Raw genomic sequence first — 17,324 nt, forward strand, 5'->3', positions numbered from 1 at the left:
TGGACCGGTCCATACCCTGTCCAGGTCACCCTGAGAGGCGGACAAACCCGGTGTCAAGCCCTCGGTGTCAAGCCCTTTGACAACGGTCCCGGCGCGTGGAACGGTCCAGGACATGAGGCCGCCGACCATCCGCGACGTCGCCGAGCGGGCCAAAGTCTCCAAGTCGCTCGTCTCCCTGGTGCTGCGCGGCTCCGGCCAGGTGCGCCCCGAGAAGCGCGAGGCCGTGCTCAGGGCCGTACGCGAACTCGGCTACCGGCCGAACGCCGCCGCGCGCAGCCTCAGCGAGCAGCGCTCGCGCACCGTCGGTGTGCTCCTCAACGACCTGCGCAACCCCTGGTTCGTCGACCTGCTCGACGGCCTGAACTCCCTGCTGCACGCGGGCGGCCTGCACATGCTGCTCGCCGATGCCCGGCTGAGCCGCCGCACCGGCGGCCGGCTCACCGGCCCCTTCCTGGACCTCGGGGTCGACGGACTGGTGGTGGTCGGCACCCTGCCCGATCCGACGGTCCTCGACGCCGTGGCCGAGCACCTCCCGGTGGTCGTCGCGGGCGCCCGGGAGCCGGCCCCGCCGGGCGTGGACCTGGTGGCCGGCGACGACGAGGCGGGCGCCCGCCTCGCCACCGAACACCTCGTCCGGCTCGGCCACCGGCGCATCGCCCACATCGCGGGCTACGGGGCCGTCGGCGACCTGCGGCGGCGCAGCTTCGAGGCGACGATGCGCGCGCACGGCCTCGCGGACGGCGCGCTCGTCGCGGCGGGCGACATGACCGAGGAGGGCGGCTACCGCACCGCCGTGCGGCTGCTCAGCCGTCCCGACCGGCCCACCGCCGTCTTCGCGGTCAACGACATCACCTCCGTCGGCGTGCTGTCGGCGGCGGCCGAACTGGGCCTCGGGGTGCCCGCGGACCTCTCGGTGACCGGGTACGACAACACCAGCATCGCCCGGCTGCGGCACGTCTGGCTCACCACCGTCGACACGGCCCCGCACGAGGTCGGACACCGGGCCGCCCGCTTCCTCCTCGACCGTTTCGAGCGGCCCGGGGGCGCCGGCCGGGTGCACCTGGCCGCGCCGGCACTGGAGATCAGGGGCACCACGGCGGCGCCCCCCGACCACAGGGGCTGATCCCGCGCCCGGCGCGCGGTGTCCCGGGGACGTCCCCGTCCGGCGGGGTGGCGCGCAGGCGCGGCCTCGTCACGGTGCGACCGGCACCGGCACCTGTCCCCGTGCGGTAGGGTTTACCTGCGAGATCACGCGGAACACAGCGTGTGGCACCGCGCCGGGACGTGGCGCAGCTTGGTAGCGCACTTGACTGGGGGTCAAGGGGTCGCAGGTTCAAATCCTGTCGTCCCGACTTGCGTAGGGCAGGTCGAAGGCCGTATCGGGTTCACCGGTACGGCCTTTCGGTTGTTCCGGGACAGGCCGAGGTCGGCCGGGTCCGGGTCCGGGTGGTGACTCAGGGCGTACCGGTGTGTGCTGCGGTCACGGCCAGGGTGGTGTAGTTCATCGTGAACCGGCCGCCCAGGGAGTCGATGGCCCCGCCGACCGCGTCCAGCACCTCGGCCAGCCGATCGGGCCTGAGCCGGGTGAGGCCGCCGGTGGTGGGCAGCAGGTCCAGCCACTGCTCGCGGGTGTAGGACCGCTCCCAGTCGAAGCGCCACTGCTCGGGATCGTCGAACTGCCCGCTCCCGCGCATCTTGTCGGCGATCTTCTCGTACGCCGCCAGGTAGGGATCGAGCGGACGGCGGGCCGGCCGCTCGCCCAGCGGGGAGTCGGGCACCGCCCGGCGCCAGGCGGCGGCGAACGGTTCGGCCACCTCGGCGGGCGGCTCGTAGACATGCCCGAAGATCGCCAGCCGTCCTCCCGGCCGCAGCACGCGTGCCGCCTGCGCGGCACCGGCGACCGGGTCCACCCAGTGCCACGACTGGGCGGCGACGACCGCGTCGAACGTCCGGCCGGCCGGCTGCCAGGTCTCGAAGCCCGCCACCTCGACCTTCAGACCCCGGGCCTGGGCGAGGCGGGCCATGCGGGTATCGGGCTCGACGCCGAGGACGGTGCAGCCGGCGGCCTGGAACTGGCGGGCCGCGATGCCGGTGCCGCAGCCGACGTCGAGCACGTCGGGGCCCGGACTCGCGGCGACGATCCGCGCCACCAGGGCATCGGGGTAGCCGGGCCGGGCCCGGTCGTAGCGTTGCGCGTCCGTGCCGAACGACTCGGCCATCTGCCGGGCCTGGTGCGGCTGCGCAGGGGTGGGTGCGGAGTGCTCTCGCGGTAGGGTGGGCATGTGCCCACCTTAGTGGGCACTCGCCCATTAAGTCACGGGCGCCACCGGACCGACGGACGAGAGGACTGTGAGCAGTGCCGACTGGGGTGCACCTGCGCGACGCGCGGCAGCAACTGTTCGACGCCGCCGAACGCGTGCTGCTGAGGGACGGGCCGAACGGGCTGACCAGCCGCGCCGTCACCGACGAGGCGGGCTGCGCCAAGGGCGTGCTGCACCGGCACTTCGCCGACTTCGACGCCTTCCTCGCCGACCTCGTGCTCGACCGGGCCGCACAGCTCGAAGCCCAGGCGAGCGCGCTGCGCGAGTCCGCCGGGACCGGGACGGTGGCCGGCAACCTCACCAGCGCGCTGACCACCCTGTTCGGGCCGGTTCCGGTGGCGATCATCCCGCTCATCACCTTCCGGGACGAGCTGCGGGCACGGCTGCGCCTGGCCAGGCCCGGAGGCGGCATCGCGATCCTCGCGCAGGCCACGACCGCCGTCTCGGCCTGTCTTTCCGACGAACGCGACCGGGGCCGTATCGCGGCCGACACCGACGTCGACTCGCTCACCCTGTCCCTGGTCGGCGGCGGGCATCTCCTGTTCGCGGACCGCGACCCCGGGCCGCCGTCCGCCGCGGCCGTCGACAGGTTCGTGACCGCGGTGGTCGCCGACGCCGTGCGACGACGACCGGCCGAGGGCTCCTGAGCGCCGGCGAACCCGCCGGGGCAGCGGCCGGACCGGGATCCTCCGGCACGGCCGGGTCGCTCAAGTGCGCAGGTACGACGCGCCGTTGACGTCGATTACGGTGCCGCTGGCGAACACCGCCTCCGGGGAGGCGAGCCACAGCACCGCGGCCGCGACCTCCTGCGGGCGGGCCACCCGGCCGAACGGGGACTGGCCGCGCACCGCGTCACCGCCGGGTCCGTCGAGGACCGAGCGGGCCATGTCGGTGTCCACGAAGCCCGGCGCCACCGTGGCCACGCTGATGTTGCGGCCGGCCAGCGCCACGGCCATCGACTGCCCGAAGGCGTTCAGCGCCGCCTTGGAGGCGCCGTACGCAGGGCAGTCGGGCTCGCCGCGGAACGCCCCGCGGCTGGAGACGTTGACGACCGCCCCGCCGCCCGCCGCCACCAGGTGCGGCACCGCGCAGTACGTCGCGTTGGCCGCGCCCGTGAGGTTGGTGCCGAGCGTCGCCGACCACGCCGTCTGCCACTCCTCGTACGACGTGCTCAGCGGCGGATGCGCCAGGAACACACCGGCGTTGTTGACCAGCACGTCCAGCCGGCCGAGGAGAGCCGCCGCCGTGTCCACGGCACGCCGCACCGCCGCCGCGTCGGCCAGGTCCGCCCGGACGGTGACATGCCCCTCGCCGGGAAGCGAGGCCGCCACTTCCGCGGCCTCCCGCACCGACGTGTTGCAGTGCACCGCGACCCGGTCCCCGGTCCGCGCGAACGCCTCGGCCACGGCCCGGCCGATGCCCCGGGACGCGCCCGTGACCAGCACTCCGCGGTTCATCCGGCCACCTCAGCGGCACCACCGTCGGTCAGCGACCGCACCCGGTCGCCGAAGCGGGCCGCCCGCTGCCGCGGGGCGGGGAAGCCAGTACGCGTGGTCACGCCGTCGGAAGACATGTGCCCATCCTGCCCGCACACCCCCGCAGCGCAGCACGCCGCCCGTGCCGGAGCGCGGGCGGCGGGCGGTGGTCCCGGCGTGCTCAGCACACGCTGTCGGTCGGCTTCGGATTGGTGAGGCCGAACAGCGGCCGCAGCTTCAGCCCGACCCAGGTGCCCATGAGCGCGGTGACCGCCCAGAGCCAGCCGTGCAGACTGCCGGAGGCGATGCCGTCGAGGTAGGCGCCGATGTTGCAGCCGTACGCCATGCGTGAGCCGTAGCCCATGACGACGCCGCCGAGCACGGCGCCGGTCGCCAGCCGGAGCGGGATGCGCCGGTGCAGGGTGAACGCCCCGGCCGCCGCGGACGCGACGAGCGCGCCCACCATGATGCCGATGTCGGTGAGCGAGGTGGTGTTGGCGAGGACGGAACCGTGCAGCGTCGCCGCGCTGGGACCCGACCAGAACGCCCAGCCGGACGGGTCACCGCCGAGCGCGCCCCAGATCTTCGAGCCCCACAGGGCGAAGGCGGAGGTGATGCCCCAGGCGGAGCCGGAGGTCAGCAGCACCAGTGCGTTCAGACCCGCGAGGACCAGCGCGCCGACCCACAGCGGCCAACTGCCCCGCACGATCCGGGCGAACCCGCGGGCGGCGGGCACCGACGCCACCGGCGGAGGGGTGCGGCGGCGTTCCACCCAGTAGGTGCCCGCGACGATGAGCGCCAGGACGAGCAGCGTCACCGCGAGTCCGCCGCCGTAGCCGAGGCCGGTGTTCAGCGACAGGTTCCCGAGCGAGGGCAGCGACGTCCAGAACCCCGAGGTGGCGGCGGCCGTCGTACCACCGGCGACGAACCCGAGCAGCGTCAGCACGATGGCGCTCTGGCCGCTGCCCACCGCGAAGAGAGTGCCGGAGGCGCAGGCCCCGCCCAACTGCATCCCGATGCCGAACAGGAACGCGCCGATCGCGACGCTCAGTCCGAACGGGGCGACGGACGCGGTCGCGTGGACCCCGCCGAAGCCCGCCCCGGCCGCCAGGATCGGGGTGAACAGGATGCTCGCGGCGCCGAGCAGCAGTGCGTGGGCCCGCAGCGCCCGGCCCTGGCCGACGGCGACCAACTGCCGCCAGGCGGAGGTGAAGCCGAACCGGGAGTGGAACAGACCGACGCCGAGCGCCAGGCCGAGGGCGAAGAGGGCCAGTTCACGCGGGCCCTGGCCGAGCCAGACCCACAGGGCGAGGCCGACGGCGAGCACTCCGCCCACCACGAGCACGACGGGCTGCGGGGGCTCGGCGGGCGCCGGGGGAGGGGCGGTGGGTACGGACGTGCGGCGCAGCCATTGCCTGCGCTGTGCGGGGACCGGGGCGGTGGTGGCGGGTGTGGTCATGGCGGCAGGGAACTCCGTCAGGCAGAACGGGCCGGGCTCGCGCGGCGGTGGCCGCATGCGGCCGTGCTTCGGGCGCACGGAGATCACGCGGACGCGTGGGGGAGCGGCCGGACCGTGGGGGCGGGGTGAGAGCCGACGGCATCGAACAGGGGAAAGCCGACGGCATCACAAGGGCGACGACGAGCGCATACCTGTCAGGACATACGGGATGTACGGGACCTACAGCCCGTCGTCGACGGCGCCCAGCGAGGCGGCGAACAGACACCTCACAAGGGCAGGCTCGCGGTAACCACCGGTCTTCTGCATGACGGGCGCAACCCGCGCGCGAATCGCGGTTGTTCCGCGAGTGCGGCAATTTGACGATCTCTTTCGAGATCTTTGCGATCTCTTGGGTCGGATTCTCGGACGGACTCCTGGGGCGGACTCTTCGGCCGGACCGGTGCAGTCGACCGGACCGGTTCAGTCGAACTCGCTGGGGTTTCCCGTCGGGGTCTTCCCGGCGAGGACGTCCGTCAGCCGCCGCGCCCCCTCCCGCACGGCCGCCTCGGTGCTCGTGTGCTGGGCACCGCGGGGGCCGCCGTTGGTGACGGCCGCTCCGGACGCGCCCACCCGGAGCGCGGCGACGTCCAGGGTGAGGGTGGTCGGTTCCCCGTTGGCGGTGCCCCGCAGCGTCACGGTGACCCCCTCCCGGGCGTCGCCCGCGGCCGGCAGTTTGGCGGCCACCACCTGGACCGTCCGCTTGCCGCCGTCGGAGCCGGTCGCGGTGAACTGGTTGCACTTCTTGGGCAGACTGCGCAGCCAGTCGAGGGTCTTCGTCATCGCGTCCCGGCCGTAGTCGCCGACCTGGTACAGCAGCCGGGCGTGCGGATCGGTGAACCCGGCGAGCGCCGAGCCCCCGGACGCGCGGCCCAGCAGGCTGTCGGAGTACAGGCTGTCGAGGAGCCGCTGGCATTCGGCGGCGTTGGTCTTGGTCCTGAGGAACGCGGCGACGTCGACCTTGTCGATCAGCAGCTTGTTGCGCCAGGAGGCCGCGTCGTTGGCCTGCGTCCAGTCGTCCTCCAGGTCGGCGGCGGTGATCAGCGCGGCCTTCGCCCCCGCCCGGGTCAGCGCCGGGGTGGCGGACGGGCTCGGGGACCGTTCGGCGGCGGGCGAGACGGACACCGTGTCGGAGGCCCCGCCGTCGTTCGCGCAGGCGACCACGGTCAGCAGTGACCCCGCGGCCAGGGCCGGGGCGAGGACACGCACAGGACGGGACGGACGGTTCATCGCGGCTGCCTCCTCGAAACGCGGTACGTCCCTCAACGCCACCACCCCGCACGACGGCCGACCAGCACAGCCGGGCCGTTCGGGTGACGCGGGGTGGGGGTGCGGAGCGGCGAAGACGAGGGAGGCAGGTGCGGTGGCAGCGGTAGCGGCTTGTGGTGGCAGTGGTGACGGTTGCGGTGGTGGCGGTGGTGGTGGCGGTGGCGGTTGCGGTGGTTGCGGTGGTGGTGGTGGTGGCTGTGGTGACGGTTGCGATGGTGGCGGTGGTGGTGGTCCGTGCCGGGCGGGCGCCGGCCCGTACCGTTCCGCCGTCGGCGGGAAGCCGTTGGGCCGGACGTGGCTGCCGGTGTCCGGGCGGCGGACGCCCCCTTGACGCCGTGCGGAGGCCGATCGACACTCCAGAAGGGAATCCTAGTGAAAAGGTAGGGAAGAATGACGCGCCGTGGGACGAGCACCGGCCGCAGCGGCCGCGCGCCCTCGCTCCCGCTGCTGACGTCCCGCCGTCACATCGACCTCCAGCGCGTCTGCAGCGCGATCGGCCGTCCGGCCTGACCGGCTCCCTACCGCCCCGGCCGACACAGGCCCCCTCGCACCCATCGACCGATGACGCTGCGCCGCGGTACGCCGCGCGCCCGCACCCGGGGAGACACATGTCCGTGTCCAGCACGCCACTCGCCGCCGTCCCGTCCGCCCAGCGGTCGGCCCGCTTCCGGGGCAGGATCGGCCGGGACGCCCACAGCGGCCACTACGCCGTGCCACGCCGTTACCGGCTCCACCTCACCACCGCCTGCCCGGACGGCCTGCGGATCGCGGTGGGGCACAGCCTCCTCGCCCTGGACGACATCTGTCCCATCACCTTCCTCACCGCCGTCCCCGACTGTCCCGGCGGCGGCCACTCGGCGCTGCGCCCGCTGTACGAGGCCAGCGCGCACCGCTACGCCGGACCGGCCCTGGCGCCGGTGCTCAGCGACGACTGGTCCGGGCGGATCGTCAGCAGCCACGCCCCCGACATCCTGCGCGACCTCGACCGGTGCTTCGGCGACGGGCGCGCCCGGCTCTACCCGAGCGGCGCCGAGACCGAGATCGAGGAGGTGGAACGGCTGTGCGCGCAGGGCATCGAGGCGGCCGCACAGCGCGCGGGCCGGGTCGGCGCCGAACCGGCCGAACGGGCCGCCGCGCTCGACGTCCTGACCGACACCCTGGCCCGCCTGGAACGGCGCCTGACCGGGCGGGAGTTCCTGGTCGGCGACGGACTCACCGCCGCCGACGTCGAGTTGTGGGTCGCCCTGGTCCAACTCGACACCGTGCACCGCCACCACCTCGACGCCGCCGCGGTGCACCGGGTGGCCGGCCACCCGGCGCTGTGGGCGCACGCCAGGCGCCTCGCCGCCCGGCCGGCCTTCGGCGCCCACCTCGACCTGGACGGCATCGCCCGCCGCCACCACGCCCGTTGCGCGGGTCTCGAAGCGGCCGGCTCGGCCGTCCAGATCCTGGACTGGGCGCACCACACGGCCGCCGCCCCCGGCTCCCGGCACAGGTGAGCGGGGCCGGCGGCCGGTCCAGTCCGCGGACGGACGTTGACATAAACCCGGCGGACTGTCTTACTTACCGCTCAGAACGGTCATGAGCGTCAGCGACAAGCCCTGGCTTGCTGACCGGCAACCCTCGCACCGCGGTGGGGTGCCCCAGGTGAGGACCGGACCGGATGACGTTTCGGTAAGCGCGAGGGCCCGCAGCGGCCAGAAATGCGAGTGACGGACATGTACGCAGCTCCCCGGACGGCCCTCGGCCGCCCCCAGAGCTGCGTACATCCGTACGCCGGGCTGCTCGTCGCCGACCGGACGGTCGATCTGCTCCGCGTGAACAGCGCACTGTGTACCGCGCCGGGCCGTGCCCGCTGCCGGGGCTGACAGCACTTCCAGCCCCCGCGATCCCCGCGCCCGCCCACCCAGTGGTGTGCCCCCGCCCGCCCAGCTCCCGGTTCCCGTGCCGTTCCGTGTGCCGCGCCGCGCCGTAGTGCCGTCGCCGTGGCCATGCCGATCCGGCTCCGCCCCCGGGGGTGTCCGAACCCGCCGGAGCCCGTCATGTCCGAACCCCCGGGCGGCGCCGTGTCCGTCACCGCGCCGCCGTCAGCCGACACACCGTCAAAACCCCTGTCCGCGCAGCGAGTCGTACCGCTGCGCAGGCCCGGCCGGTGGATCGCCTCGGCCGTCGTGCTGGTGCTCGTGGCGCAGATCGCGCACGGACTGGCCACGAATCCCTTCTACCAATGGGACCGCTTCCGCTACTGGTTCCTTCGGCCCAGCATCCTCGACGGGCTCCTCATCACCCTCGAAGTCACCGCGTTCAGCGCCGTGCTGGGCCTGCTCGGTGGCATCCTGCTGGCGCTCGGCCGGCTCTCCGGCAGCCCCGTGCTGCGCGCCGTCAGCTGGACGTACACCTGGCTGTTCCGGTCCGTGCCGCTGATCGTCGTACTGATCTTCCTCTACAACTTCTCGGCCCTGTACCGGACGGTGGGTCTCGGCGTCCCCTTCGGTCCCTCCTTCGTCAGCTTCGACGAGTCGAAGCTGGCCACCGACATGGTGGTGGCCGTGGTCGGCCTCAGCCTCAACGAGGCGGCGTACGCGGCGGAGGTGGTCCGCGGCGGCATCCTCTCCGTCGACCAGGGCCAGCACGAGGCCGCCGCCGCGCTCGGCCTGCCGAAGGGCTACCAGTTCACCCGGATCGTGTTCCCGCAGGCCCTCAGGTCCATCACGCCGAACTACGTCAACCAGCTCATCGGCCTGGTCAAGAGCACGTCCCTGGTGTTCTACGTGTCGCTGCTCGACCTGTTCGGCTCGGTCCAGACCATGGGCAGCACCTATCCCGGCGACATCGTGCCGCTGCTGCTGGTGGCCACCGTCTGGTACCTGATCCTCACCAGCGCGGTGTCCGTCGTCCAGTTCTACGTCGAGCGGCACTTCGCCCGGGGCGCCACCCGGACCCTGCCGCCGACCCCCCTGCAACGGGCCCGCTCCGGGCTCACCGCACTGCGTGCCCGACTGCGCCGGGAGGCCGCCGTATGACCGCCGCCACGTCCGCCGTCACGCCCACCGGGCAGGCCCAGGCCCCCGTCGCCCTGGAGGTGCACAACGTGCACAAGTGGTACGGCGCCCATCGCGTCCTCGACGGCATCGACCTGACCGTGCGTCCCGGCGAGGTCACCGTCATAATCGGCCCGTCCGGATCCGGCAAGTCCACGCTGCTGAGGGTGATCAACCACCTGGAGAAACCCGAGATCGGACACGTCAGCGTCGGCGGCGAACTGATCGGCGTCCGACGCAGCGGGGACCGGCTCAAGGAACTGAGCGAACGGGCCATCCTGGCCCAGCGCGGCCGGATCGGCTTCGTCTTCCAGAACTTCAACCTCTTCCCGCACCTGACCGTGCTCGACAACGTCGCCGCCGCCCCCGTGGCCACCGGGCGGCTGTCCAGGTCCAAGGCCCAGGAGCTGGCCCGCGACCTGCTCGGCCGGGTCGGACTCGGCGACCGGACGGGCGCCTACCCGCGGCAGTTGTCCGGCGGCCAGCAGCAGCGCGTCGCCATCGCCCGTGCCCTCGCGCTGCGCCCCGGCATCATCCTGTTCGACGAACCGACGTCGGCGCTCGACCCGGAACTCGTCGGCGAGGTGCTCTCCGTCATCAAGGACCTCGCGACCAGCGGCACCACCCTCGTCATCGTCACCCACGAGATCGGCTTCGCCCGCGAGGTCGCCGACCGGATCGTCTTCATCGACAGCGGCCGGATCGTCGAACAGGGCCCGCCCGCCGACATCCTGGACCGACCCCGGCACGAGCGCACCAGGGACTTCCTGAGCAAGGTCCTGTGACCGCCGCCGGACCGGCGTCGGCACCGCCCTCGTACCACCCGGCACCACCCCCTGCCACCGGCACGCACCACCGCAGGTCCGCGCCGGCTTCCCCCCTCACCCCTCACCCCTCACCCCTCACCCTCACCCTCACCCTCACCCTCACCCTCACCCCTCACCCTCACCCAGCGACGAAGGACAGCCATGCCCACCCAGCTCTCCCGACGCGGCCTGATACGCGGCGTCACCGCGGCGGCGGCCGCCGCCACCCTCGCCCCGGTCCTCGCCGCCTGCGGGGGCGACAGCGAGGCCGCCACCACCGACCCCGCGGGCTCGGTCACCATAGGTCTGCTGTCCAACGGCGCGGCCAAGGAGACCACCTTGAAGGTCTCCGAGGTGAAGTCCATCAGCGCGCAGCTGCCCGCCGCCCTCAAGAAGACCGGCAAGCTGGTGATCGCGTCCGGCACCCTGCCCGCCGGTTCCGCGCCGCTCGGCTATGTGGGCAGCGACCAGAAGACGCTCACCGGCTGCGAGGTCGACCTCGCCCGACTGGTGGCCGCCGTCCTCGGCCTCGAACCCGAGTTCCAGCAGGCGACGTGGGAGAACATGTTCATCGCCATCGACAGCGGCAAGTCCGACGTCGGCTTCGCCAACATCACCGTCACCGAGGAACGCAAGAAGAAGTACGAGTTCGCCTCCTACCGGAAGGACGACCTCGCCTTCGAGGTGCGCAAGGACAGCACCTGGAACTTCGACGACGACTACGAGAACCTCGCCGGCAGGACGGTCTCCGTCGGCAGCGGCACCAACCAGGAGAAGATCCTCCTGGAGTGGAAGGCGAAGCTGGCGAAGGAGGGCAAGAACCTCACCGTCAAGTACTACCAGGACAACAACAGCCTCTACCTCGCCCTGAGCAGCGGCAAGATCGACGTGTACCTCGGCCCCAGTCCGGCTCTCTCCTACCACGCGGCGAAGACCGCCGGCACCCCGCAGGCGACCCGGGTCGCGGGCCGGTTCTCCGGCGCCGGCACGACGCTCCAGGGCCTGATCGCGGCGACCGCCAAGAAGGGCAGCGGCCTCGCCAAGCCCCTGGCCGACGCCATCAACTACCTCATCGACAACGGCCAGTACGCCAAGTGGCTCACCGCCTGGAACCTCTCCGGCGAGGCCGTCGCCAAGTCCGAGGTCGACCCGCCGGGTCTGCCACTGGACAACTCCTGACACTGCGTCATACCGGCCTGGTCGCACACCCGTCGGACCAGGAAAGGACTCCGTCTCCGTGCCCCTCCACACCGACGTCCGCGAAGGCGGAACCCCGGTGGCCGCGATCCTCGACAACGCCGTGTGGGCCGCCCTCGACGGCCCGCACGCCCGCTTCGCCGAGCGCAGCGAGATGGGGGTCCCCCCCGGCCGAAGGCCGGGGGAGGGCCGGCCGCGCCGCCCGCTACCCCGCCGACGTCTACGACTGCGCCGCCCTCGCCGATCCGGACGATCCGGCCGCCTGGGCCGACCTGCACGGGCTCGTCGAACGCGGCGACACGCCGTTCCTGCACGCCGCCGCCGACAACACCCCCGCGATCAGGCTCTACGAGTCGCTCGGCTTCACGCTCCGCCGCCCCTCGACCGTCCTGAAGGTCCGCAGCCCTGGAACATCCCCCGAGCGGTCGGTGTTGTGACTCACGACGACATCCGCGAGGCGCCGCCGCGCGCCCCGAAGGAGGAGGTGACGGACGTGACGACCGTCCTGCACGCCGTGCACCTCCACTCCCGGCCGCACATCGACCTCCAGCGCGTCGCCGCCGCGCTCTGTCGCCGCTGACCTTCCACCGCCCCCCCGGCCCCCGGGACCCCTGCCCCGCCGGCCGTCAGCCGCCGTGCCCTGCCCCGCCGCGGGCCGGTGATCCCGCGTACGGACCTCCAGGAAGGCACCCCTCGTGTCCCTGTCCTCTGCTGCCCCCCTGCACCTCGCCGTCGCGCTCGACGGCACCGGCTGGCACCCCGCCTCCTGGCGCGAGCCGGGCGCCCGCCCCCGTGATCTGCTCACCGCCGACTACTGGGCCGCCCTCGTCGCCGAGGCCGAACGCGGCCTGATCGACTTCGTCACCATCGAGGACGGCCTGGGCCCCCAGTCCTCCCGCCCCCTCGACCGGGACGACCGCACCGACCAGGTACGCGGCCGGCTCGACGCGGTCCTCGTCGCCGCCCGCGTCGCACCGCTCACCCGCCACATAGGTCTGGTGCCGACGGTGGTGGCCACCCACACCGAGCCGTTCCACATCTCCAAGGCGATCGCCACCCTCGACTACGTCAGCACCGGCCGGGCCGGTCTGCGCGTCCGGGTCACCGGGCGGCCCGACGAGGCGGCCCACTTCGGCCGGCGCAGCATCCCCGCGATCGACGCATACGACAGCCCGGCCGCCCAGGACCTGCTGGACGAGTGGTTCGACGAGGCCGCCGACTACGTCGAGGTGGTCCGCCGGCTCTGGGACAGCTGGGAGGACGACGCCGAGATCCGGGACGTGGCCACCGGCCGCTTCGTCGACCGCGACAAGCTGCACCACATCGGCTTCGAGGGCCGGCACTTCAGCGTCAAGGGCCCCTCCATCACCCCCCGCCCGCCGCAGGGACAGCCGCTGGTCACCGCGCTGGCCCACCAGAGCATCCCGTACCGGCTCGTCGCCCGGCAGGCGGACGTCGGCTACGTCGCCCCGCACGACGCCGGGCAGGCCCGTGCGATCGTCGCCGAGATCCGGTCCGAGCAGGCCGCGGCCGGCCGCGCCGACCAGCTCCTGCACGTCTTCGGCGACCTGCTGGTCTTCCTCGACGACGACCCCGCGAAGGCGGCGGCCCGCCGCGCCCGCCTGGACGAGCTGGCCGGCGAGCCGTACACCGCCGACGCCCGGATCTTCACCGGCACGCCCGCCGGACTCGCCGACCTGCTCGCCGAGTTGGGCGAGGCCGGGCTCACCGGCTTCCGGCTGCGGCCCGCCGTGCTCGGCCACGACCTGCCGCGGATCACCCAGGGCCTGGTGCCCGAACTCCAGCGCCGGGGCCTGTTCCGACGCGCCTACGAGGCCGGCACCCTGCGCGGGCTGCTCGGACTGGCCCGTCCCGCCAACCGTTACCAAGCTGCCTGAGCCGGAGGACCACACCGACATGAGCAAGCCGCTGAAGCAGATCCATCTGGCCGCCCACTTCCCCGGCGTCAACAACACCACCGTGTGGAGCGACCCGGCCGCCGGCAGCCACATCGAGTTCGACTCGTTCGCCCACTTCGCGCGCACCGCCGAACGCGCCAAGTTCGACTTCCTGTTCCTCGCCGAAGGGCTCCGACTGCGCGAACAGGGCGGGCAGATATACGACCTGGACGTCGTCGGCCGCCCCGACACCTTCACCGTGCTCGCGGCGCTGGCCGCCGTCACCGACCGGCTCGGCCTGGCCGGCACCATCAACTCCACCTTCAACGAGCCCTACGAGGTGGCCCGCCAGTTCGCCAGCCTCGACCACCTCTCCGGCGGCCGGTCCGCCTGGAACGTGGTCACCTCCTGGGACGCCTTCACCGGTGAGAACTTCCGCCGCGGCGGCTTCCTGCCGCAACAGGAGCGGTACTCGCGCGCCAAGGAGTTCCTGGCCACGGCGAACGAGCTGTTCGACTCCTGGCACGGCGACGAGATCCTCGCCGACCAGGCGGCCGGCACCTTCCTGCGTGACGCGCAGGCCGGCGCCTTCGTCCACCAGGGCCGTCACTTCGACATCCACGGCCGGTTCAACGTGCCGCGCTCCCCGCAGGGCCGGCCGGTGATCTTCCAGGCCGGCGACTCCGAGGAAGGCCGCGAGTTCGCCGCCGCCGGCGCCGACGCGATCTTCAGCCGGCACGCCACGCTCCAGGCCGGCCAGGCGTTCTACACAGACGTCAAACGCCGCCTCGCCGCCCACGGCCGGCGGCGCGACGAACTGCTCATCCTGCCCGCGGCGACCTTCGTGCTCGGCGACACCGACGCCGAGGCCGAGGAACTGGCCCACGAGGTGCGCCGGCAGCAGGTCAGCGGCGCCACCGCGCTCAAGCACCTGGAGTTCGTCTGGAACCGCGACCTGTCCGCGTACGACCCGGAGGGCCCGCTGCCGGAGATCGACCCGAACGTGGACGAGGAACACATCTCACGGGGCCGCGCGCAGGTGCGCATGTACCGGGACCCGCTGGCCACCGCCCGCGAATGGCGGGAGCTGGCCGAAGCGAACAAGTGGTCCATCCGCGACCTGATCATCAACACCGGCAACCGGCAGACCTTCGTCGGCTCCCCGGCCACCGTCGCCCGGACCATCGACGAGTTCGTCCAGGCCGACGCCAGCGACGGCTTCATCCTCGTCCCGCACATCACCCCGGGCGGCCTCGACGTGTTCGCCGACACGGTCGTCCCGCTGCTCCAGGAGCGCGGTGTCTTCCGTGCCGACTACGAAGGCACCACCCTGCGCGACCACCTCGGCCTCGCCCATCCCGACGCCGCGCGGGCCGAGCGCCGGCGGGTCGCCTCGTGAAGTTCCTCGCCATCACGCTGATCGTGCACCGCCCCGACCCGGTCACCGGCGTACAGAAACCGACGCACGACCGGTTCCGGGAGGTCGTCGCGAGCGCGCTGCTCGCGGAGGAACTGGGCTTCGACGGCTTCGGCGTGGGCGAGCGGCACGAACGGCCGTTCATCTCCTCCGCGCCGACGGTCGTCCTCAGCCACCTCGCCGCGCTCACCCGCCGGATCCGGCTGTTCACCGCCGTGACGACGCTGAGCCTGCTGGACCCGGTCCGGGCCTACGAGGACTACGCCACCCTGGACCACCTCGCCGACGGGCGGCTCGACCTCATCATCGGCAAGGGCAACGGCTCCGCACAGCGCGAGCTGTTCCACGTCACCCCCGAGGACCAGTGGGAGCGCAACGCCGAGAGCTACGAGGTGTTCCGGCGGATCTGGCGCGAGGACAAGGTGACCGCCAGGACCCGCTTCCGGCCGGAGCTGACGGACGCCGAGGTCTGGCCGCGCCCCTACCAGCAGCCCGTCCGGGTCTGGCACGGCAGCGCCACCAGCAAGGAGAGCGTGGACCTCGCCGCCCGCTACGGCGACCCGCTGTTCTCCGCGAACGTCACCCATCCCGTCGAGCCGTACGCCGAACTGGTCCGCCACTACCGGGAACGCTGGGAGCACTACGGCCACGACCCGGCCGGCCTCACGGTCGGCGCGGGATCAGCGGGGCTCTGTGTCGCCCGGACGACCCAGCAGGCGCTCGCCGCCTACCGGCCGGTCTTCGAGAGCAACCTGGCCTTCCAGCGGGCCACGGGCCTGCCCGTGGTCTTCGAGACCCTGGAGGACTTCGCCGCACGCAGCTCCGCGCTGATCGGCAGCCCGCAACAGGTCATCGAGAAGGTGCACCGCTACCACGATCGGTTCGGGCACACCGTGCAGCACCTGCCCGCGGACGCGGGCGGGCTGACGGACACCCAGCACCGTGACTCGCTGGAGCGGTTCCAGTCGGAGGTGGCCCCTGTGCTGCGCCGGGACATCCCCGACCCGCCGTTCGACTGGGGCCCGGTGCTCGCGCCGCCCCACCCCGCGCCCGTGTCCGACGCCCCCTGAGGGAGCCCTGTATGCCCTCCGTACCGCTCGGCGTCCTCGACCTGGTCCCGGTCTCCTCGGGAGCCACGGCCGGCGAGGCGCTGCGCAACTCCATCGACCTGGCCCGGCACGCCGAACGCCTCGGCTACCGCCGCCACTGGTTCGCCGAGCACCACCTCAACCCCGGCGTGGCGGGCACGTCGCCCGCGGTCGTCCTCGCCCTGACGGCCGCCGCCACCTCGACCATCCGGCTCGGGTCGGGTGCCGTGCAGCTCGGCCACCGCACCGCGCTGAGCACGGTGGAGGAGTTCGGCCTGATCGACGCGCTGCACCCGGGCCGCCTGGACCTGGGCCTCGGCCGCTCCGGCGGCCGTCCCCCGGGCGAGCGCGCCGACCCGCCACCGGCCACGCCCCCGGTCGTGGCCGGCCGCGCCCCGAACGGCCTGCTCGTCCCGCCCCGGTACGCCTTCGAACGCCTCCTCGCCTCACCCCGGCTCGCCCTCCAGCGCGGGCTCCTGCACCTGCCGGGCGCCGAATCCCAGGACTACGCCGAGCAGATCGACGACGTCCTCGCCCTGCTGGCCGGCACCTACCGCTCCGCGGAGGGCGTCGAGGCACACGCGGTGCCGGGCGAGCACGCCGACGTCGAGGTGTGGATCCTGGGCAGCAGCGGCGGCACCAGCGCCGAGGTCGCGGGCCGCCGCGGACTGCGCTTCGCGGCGAACTACCACGTCAGCCCGGCCACCGTCCTGGAGGCGGTGGCCGGCTACCGCGCCTCTTTCCGGCCCTCCGACGTCCTCGACGAGCCGTACGTCACCGTCTCCGCGGACGTCGTCGTCGCCGAGGACGACCGCACAGCACAGGAACTCGCCACCGGATACGGCCTGTGGGTGCGCAGCATCCGCACCGCCGAGGGCGCCATCCCCTTCCCGACCCCCGACCAGGCCCGCGCCCACGCCTGGACCGACGAGGACCGGGACCTGGTGCGCGACCGGGTGGACACCCAGTTCGTGGGCTCCCCGTCCCGCGTCGCCGACCGGCTGGAACAACTCCAGGAGGCCACCGGAGCCGACGAGCTGCTGATCACGACGATCACCCACGACCACGCCGACCGAGTCCGCTCGTACGAACTGCTGGCCCGCGAGTGGCACCACCGCTGAGCGGCACCCGCCGCCGCGGGCACCGGTCACGGCTGCCGTGCACCGCCTCCGCGGGCCTACGACGCGGTCGAGAACGTCACCAGCGACATCCAGCCGAGGTACTGCTCCCCCGAACAGTGCCTGAGCGACGTCGTCCCCCGTAGGTGACGTCCTCGACCGCTCCCCCGGGTGCCGGACCGTGGTCCGGGCGCCCGCG

At 73.2% G+C, this 17,324-nt stretch carries 16 protein-coding genes, 1 tRNA gene, 1 pseudogene and 1 riboswitch; of the genes and pseudogenes, 14 read left to right on the forward strand and 4 right to left on the reverse strand.

The window, feature by feature from the left end; translation table 11 throughout:
* The first annotated feature begins 112 nt into the window (after positions 1–112).
* Both ACFC09_RS12665 and ACFC09_RS12670 read left to right on the forward strand, forming a co-directional pair.
* Positions 113–1,123: a LacI family DNA-binding transcriptional regulator gene (locus tag ACFC09_RS12665; protein WP_376526479.1), complete on the forward strand. Its 1,011-nt coding sequence runs from the start codon at positions 113–115 to the stop codon at positions 1,121–1,123.
* A gap of 155 nt (positions 1,124–1,278) precedes the next feature.
* Positions 1,279–1,352: transfer RNA gene (locus ACFC09_RS12670), tRNA-Pro, on the forward strand.
* Between the two features lie 102 nt (positions 1,353–1,454).
* Here ACFC09_RS12670 and ACFC09_RS12675 read toward each other — a convergent pair.
* The gene (locus ACFC09_RS12675) at positions 1,455–2,282 is read right to left on the reverse strand and encodes a class I SAM-dependent methyltransferase (RefSeq protein WP_376526482.1); all 828 of its coding nucleotides are present in this window, start codon (positions 2,280–2,282) and stop codon (positions 1,455–1,457) included.
* Between the two features lie 74 nt (positions 2,283–2,356).
* Here ACFC09_RS12675 and ACFC09_RS12680 point away from each other — a divergent pair, with 74 nt between their 5' ends.
* Complete coding sequence (locus ACFC09_RS12680) at positions 2,357–2,968, forward strand: TetR/AcrR family transcriptional regulator (protein ID WP_376526484.1); 612 nt, start codon at positions 2,357–2,359, stop codon at positions 2,966–2,968.
* Positions 2,969–3,028: 60 nt separating this feature from the next.
* Here ACFC09_RS12680 and ACFC09_RS12685 read toward each other — a convergent pair whose 3' ends face one another.
* The 3 genes from ACFC09_RS12685 to ACFC09_RS12695 all read right to left on the reverse strand — a co-directional run bounded on the left by ACFC09_RS12685 (position 3,029) and on the right by ACFC09_RS12695 (position 6,521).
* Complete coding sequence (locus tag ACFC09_RS12685) at positions 3,029–3,778, reverse strand: SDR family NAD(P)-dependent oxidoreductase (RefSeq protein ID WP_376526488.1); 750 nt, start codon at positions 3,776–3,778, stop codon at positions 3,029–3,031.
* Between the two features lie 199 nt (positions 3,779–3,977).
* A complete protein-coding gene (locus ACFC09_RS12690; RefSeq protein WP_376526490.1) occupies positions 3,978–5,255 on the reverse strand; it encodes a YeeE/YedE family protein in 1,278 nt (425 codons plus the stop codon).
* A 459-nt stretch (positions 5,256–5,714) separates the two neighbouring features.
* Positions 5,715–6,521: a hypothetical protein gene (locus ACFC09_RS12695; protein ID WP_376526493.1), complete on the reverse strand. Its 807-nt coding sequence runs from the start codon at positions 6,519–6,521 to the stop codon at positions 5,715–5,717.
* A 429-nt stretch (positions 6,522–6,950) separates the two neighbouring features.
* On the opposite strand from ACFC09_RS12695, the gene ACFC09_RS12700 reads away from it, so the two are divergent.
* From ACFC09_RS12700 to ACFC09_RS12750, 11 genes and pseudogenes are all read left to right on the forward strand, one after another.
* Positions 6,951–7,070 carry a putative leader peptide gene (locus tag ACFC09_RS12700; protein ID WP_376526495.1) on the forward strand — a complete coding sequence of 40 codons (120 nt, stop codon included), beginning with the start codon at positions 6,951–6,953 and terminating at the stop codon, positions 7,068–7,070.
* 104 nt (positions 7,071–7,174) lie between these two features.
* Positions 7,175–8,059, forward strand: coding sequence for a glutathione S-transferase C-terminal domain-containing protein (locus tag ACFC09_RS12705; protein ID WP_376526498.1), 885 nt, complete (start codon positions 7,175–7,177; stop codon positions 8,057–8,059).
* Positions 8,060–8,137: 78 nt separating this feature from the next.
* Positions 8,138–8,247, forward strand: a riboswitch (SAM riboswitch).
* 355 nt (positions 8,248–8,602) lie between these two features.
* Entirely contained in the window at positions 8,603–9,583 is a 981-nt protein-coding gene (locus tag ACFC09_RS12710) for an amino acid ABC transporter permease (RefSeq protein ID WP_376526501.1), read from the forward strand.
* Positions 9,580–10,386 carry an amino acid ABC transporter ATP-binding protein gene (locus ACFC09_RS12715; RefSeq protein WP_376526505.1) on the forward strand — a complete coding sequence of 269 codons (807 nt, stop codon included), beginning with the start codon at positions 9,580–9,582 and terminating at the stop codon, positions 10,384–10,386. The genes ACFC09_RS12710 and ACFC09_RS12715 overlap by 4 nt, the downstream gene beginning before the upstream one ends.
* A gap of 183 nt (positions 10,387–10,569) precedes the next feature.
* The gene (locus ACFC09_RS12720; RefSeq protein ID WP_376526508.1) at positions 10,570–11,586 is read left to right on the forward strand and encodes a transporter substrate-binding domain-containing protein; all 1,017 of its coding nucleotides are present in this window, start codon (positions 10,570–10,572) and stop codon (positions 11,584–11,586) included.
* 58 nt (positions 11,587–11,644) lie between these two features.
* Positions 11,645–12,041, forward strand: a pseudogene (locus ACFC09_RS12725) (GNAT family N-acetyltransferase).
* Positions 12,038–12,184: a putative leader peptide gene (locus ACFC09_RS12730; protein ID WP_376526511.1), complete on the forward strand. Its 147-nt coding sequence runs from the start codon at positions 12,038–12,040 to the stop codon at positions 12,182–12,184. Before ACFC09_RS12725 ends, ACFC09_RS12730 begins: the two are co-directional and overlap by 4 nt.
* Before the next feature lie 115 nt (positions 12,185–12,299).
* Positions 12,300–13,502: an LLM class flavin-dependent oxidoreductase gene (locus ACFC09_RS12735; RefSeq protein ID WP_376526514.1), complete on the forward strand. Its 1,203-nt coding sequence runs from the start codon at positions 12,300–12,302 to the stop codon at positions 13,500–13,502.
* Between the two features lie 19 nt (positions 13,503–13,521).
* Positions 13,522–14,901, forward strand: a complete 1,380-nt coding sequence (locus tag ACFC09_RS12740) for an NtaA/DmoA family FMN-dependent monooxygenase (protein WP_376526517.1) — start codon at positions 13,522–13,524, stop codon at positions 14,899–14,901.
* Positions 14,898–15,989 carry an LLM class flavin-dependent oxidoreductase gene (locus ACFC09_RS12745; RefSeq protein WP_376526519.1) on the forward strand — a complete coding sequence of 364 codons (1,092 nt, stop codon included), beginning with the start codon at positions 14,898–14,900 and terminating at the stop codon, positions 15,987–15,989. Before ACFC09_RS12740 ends, ACFC09_RS12745 begins: the two co-directional genes overlap by 4 nt.
* Positions 15,990–16,000: 11 nt before the next feature.
* Positions 16,001–17,128: an MsnO8 family LLM class oxidoreductase gene (locus tag ACFC09_RS12750; protein ID WP_376526522.1), complete on the forward strand. Its 1,128-nt coding sequence runs from the start codon at positions 16,001–16,003 to the stop codon at positions 17,126–17,128.
* Positions 17,129–17,324: the final 196 nt, after the last annotated feature.

Origin of the sequence: Streptomyces sp. NPDC056161 (assembly GCF_042268025.1) — a bacterium.
Classification (GTDB): domain Bacteria; phylum Actinomycetota; class Actinomycetes; order Streptomycetales; family Streptomycetaceae; genus Streptomyces.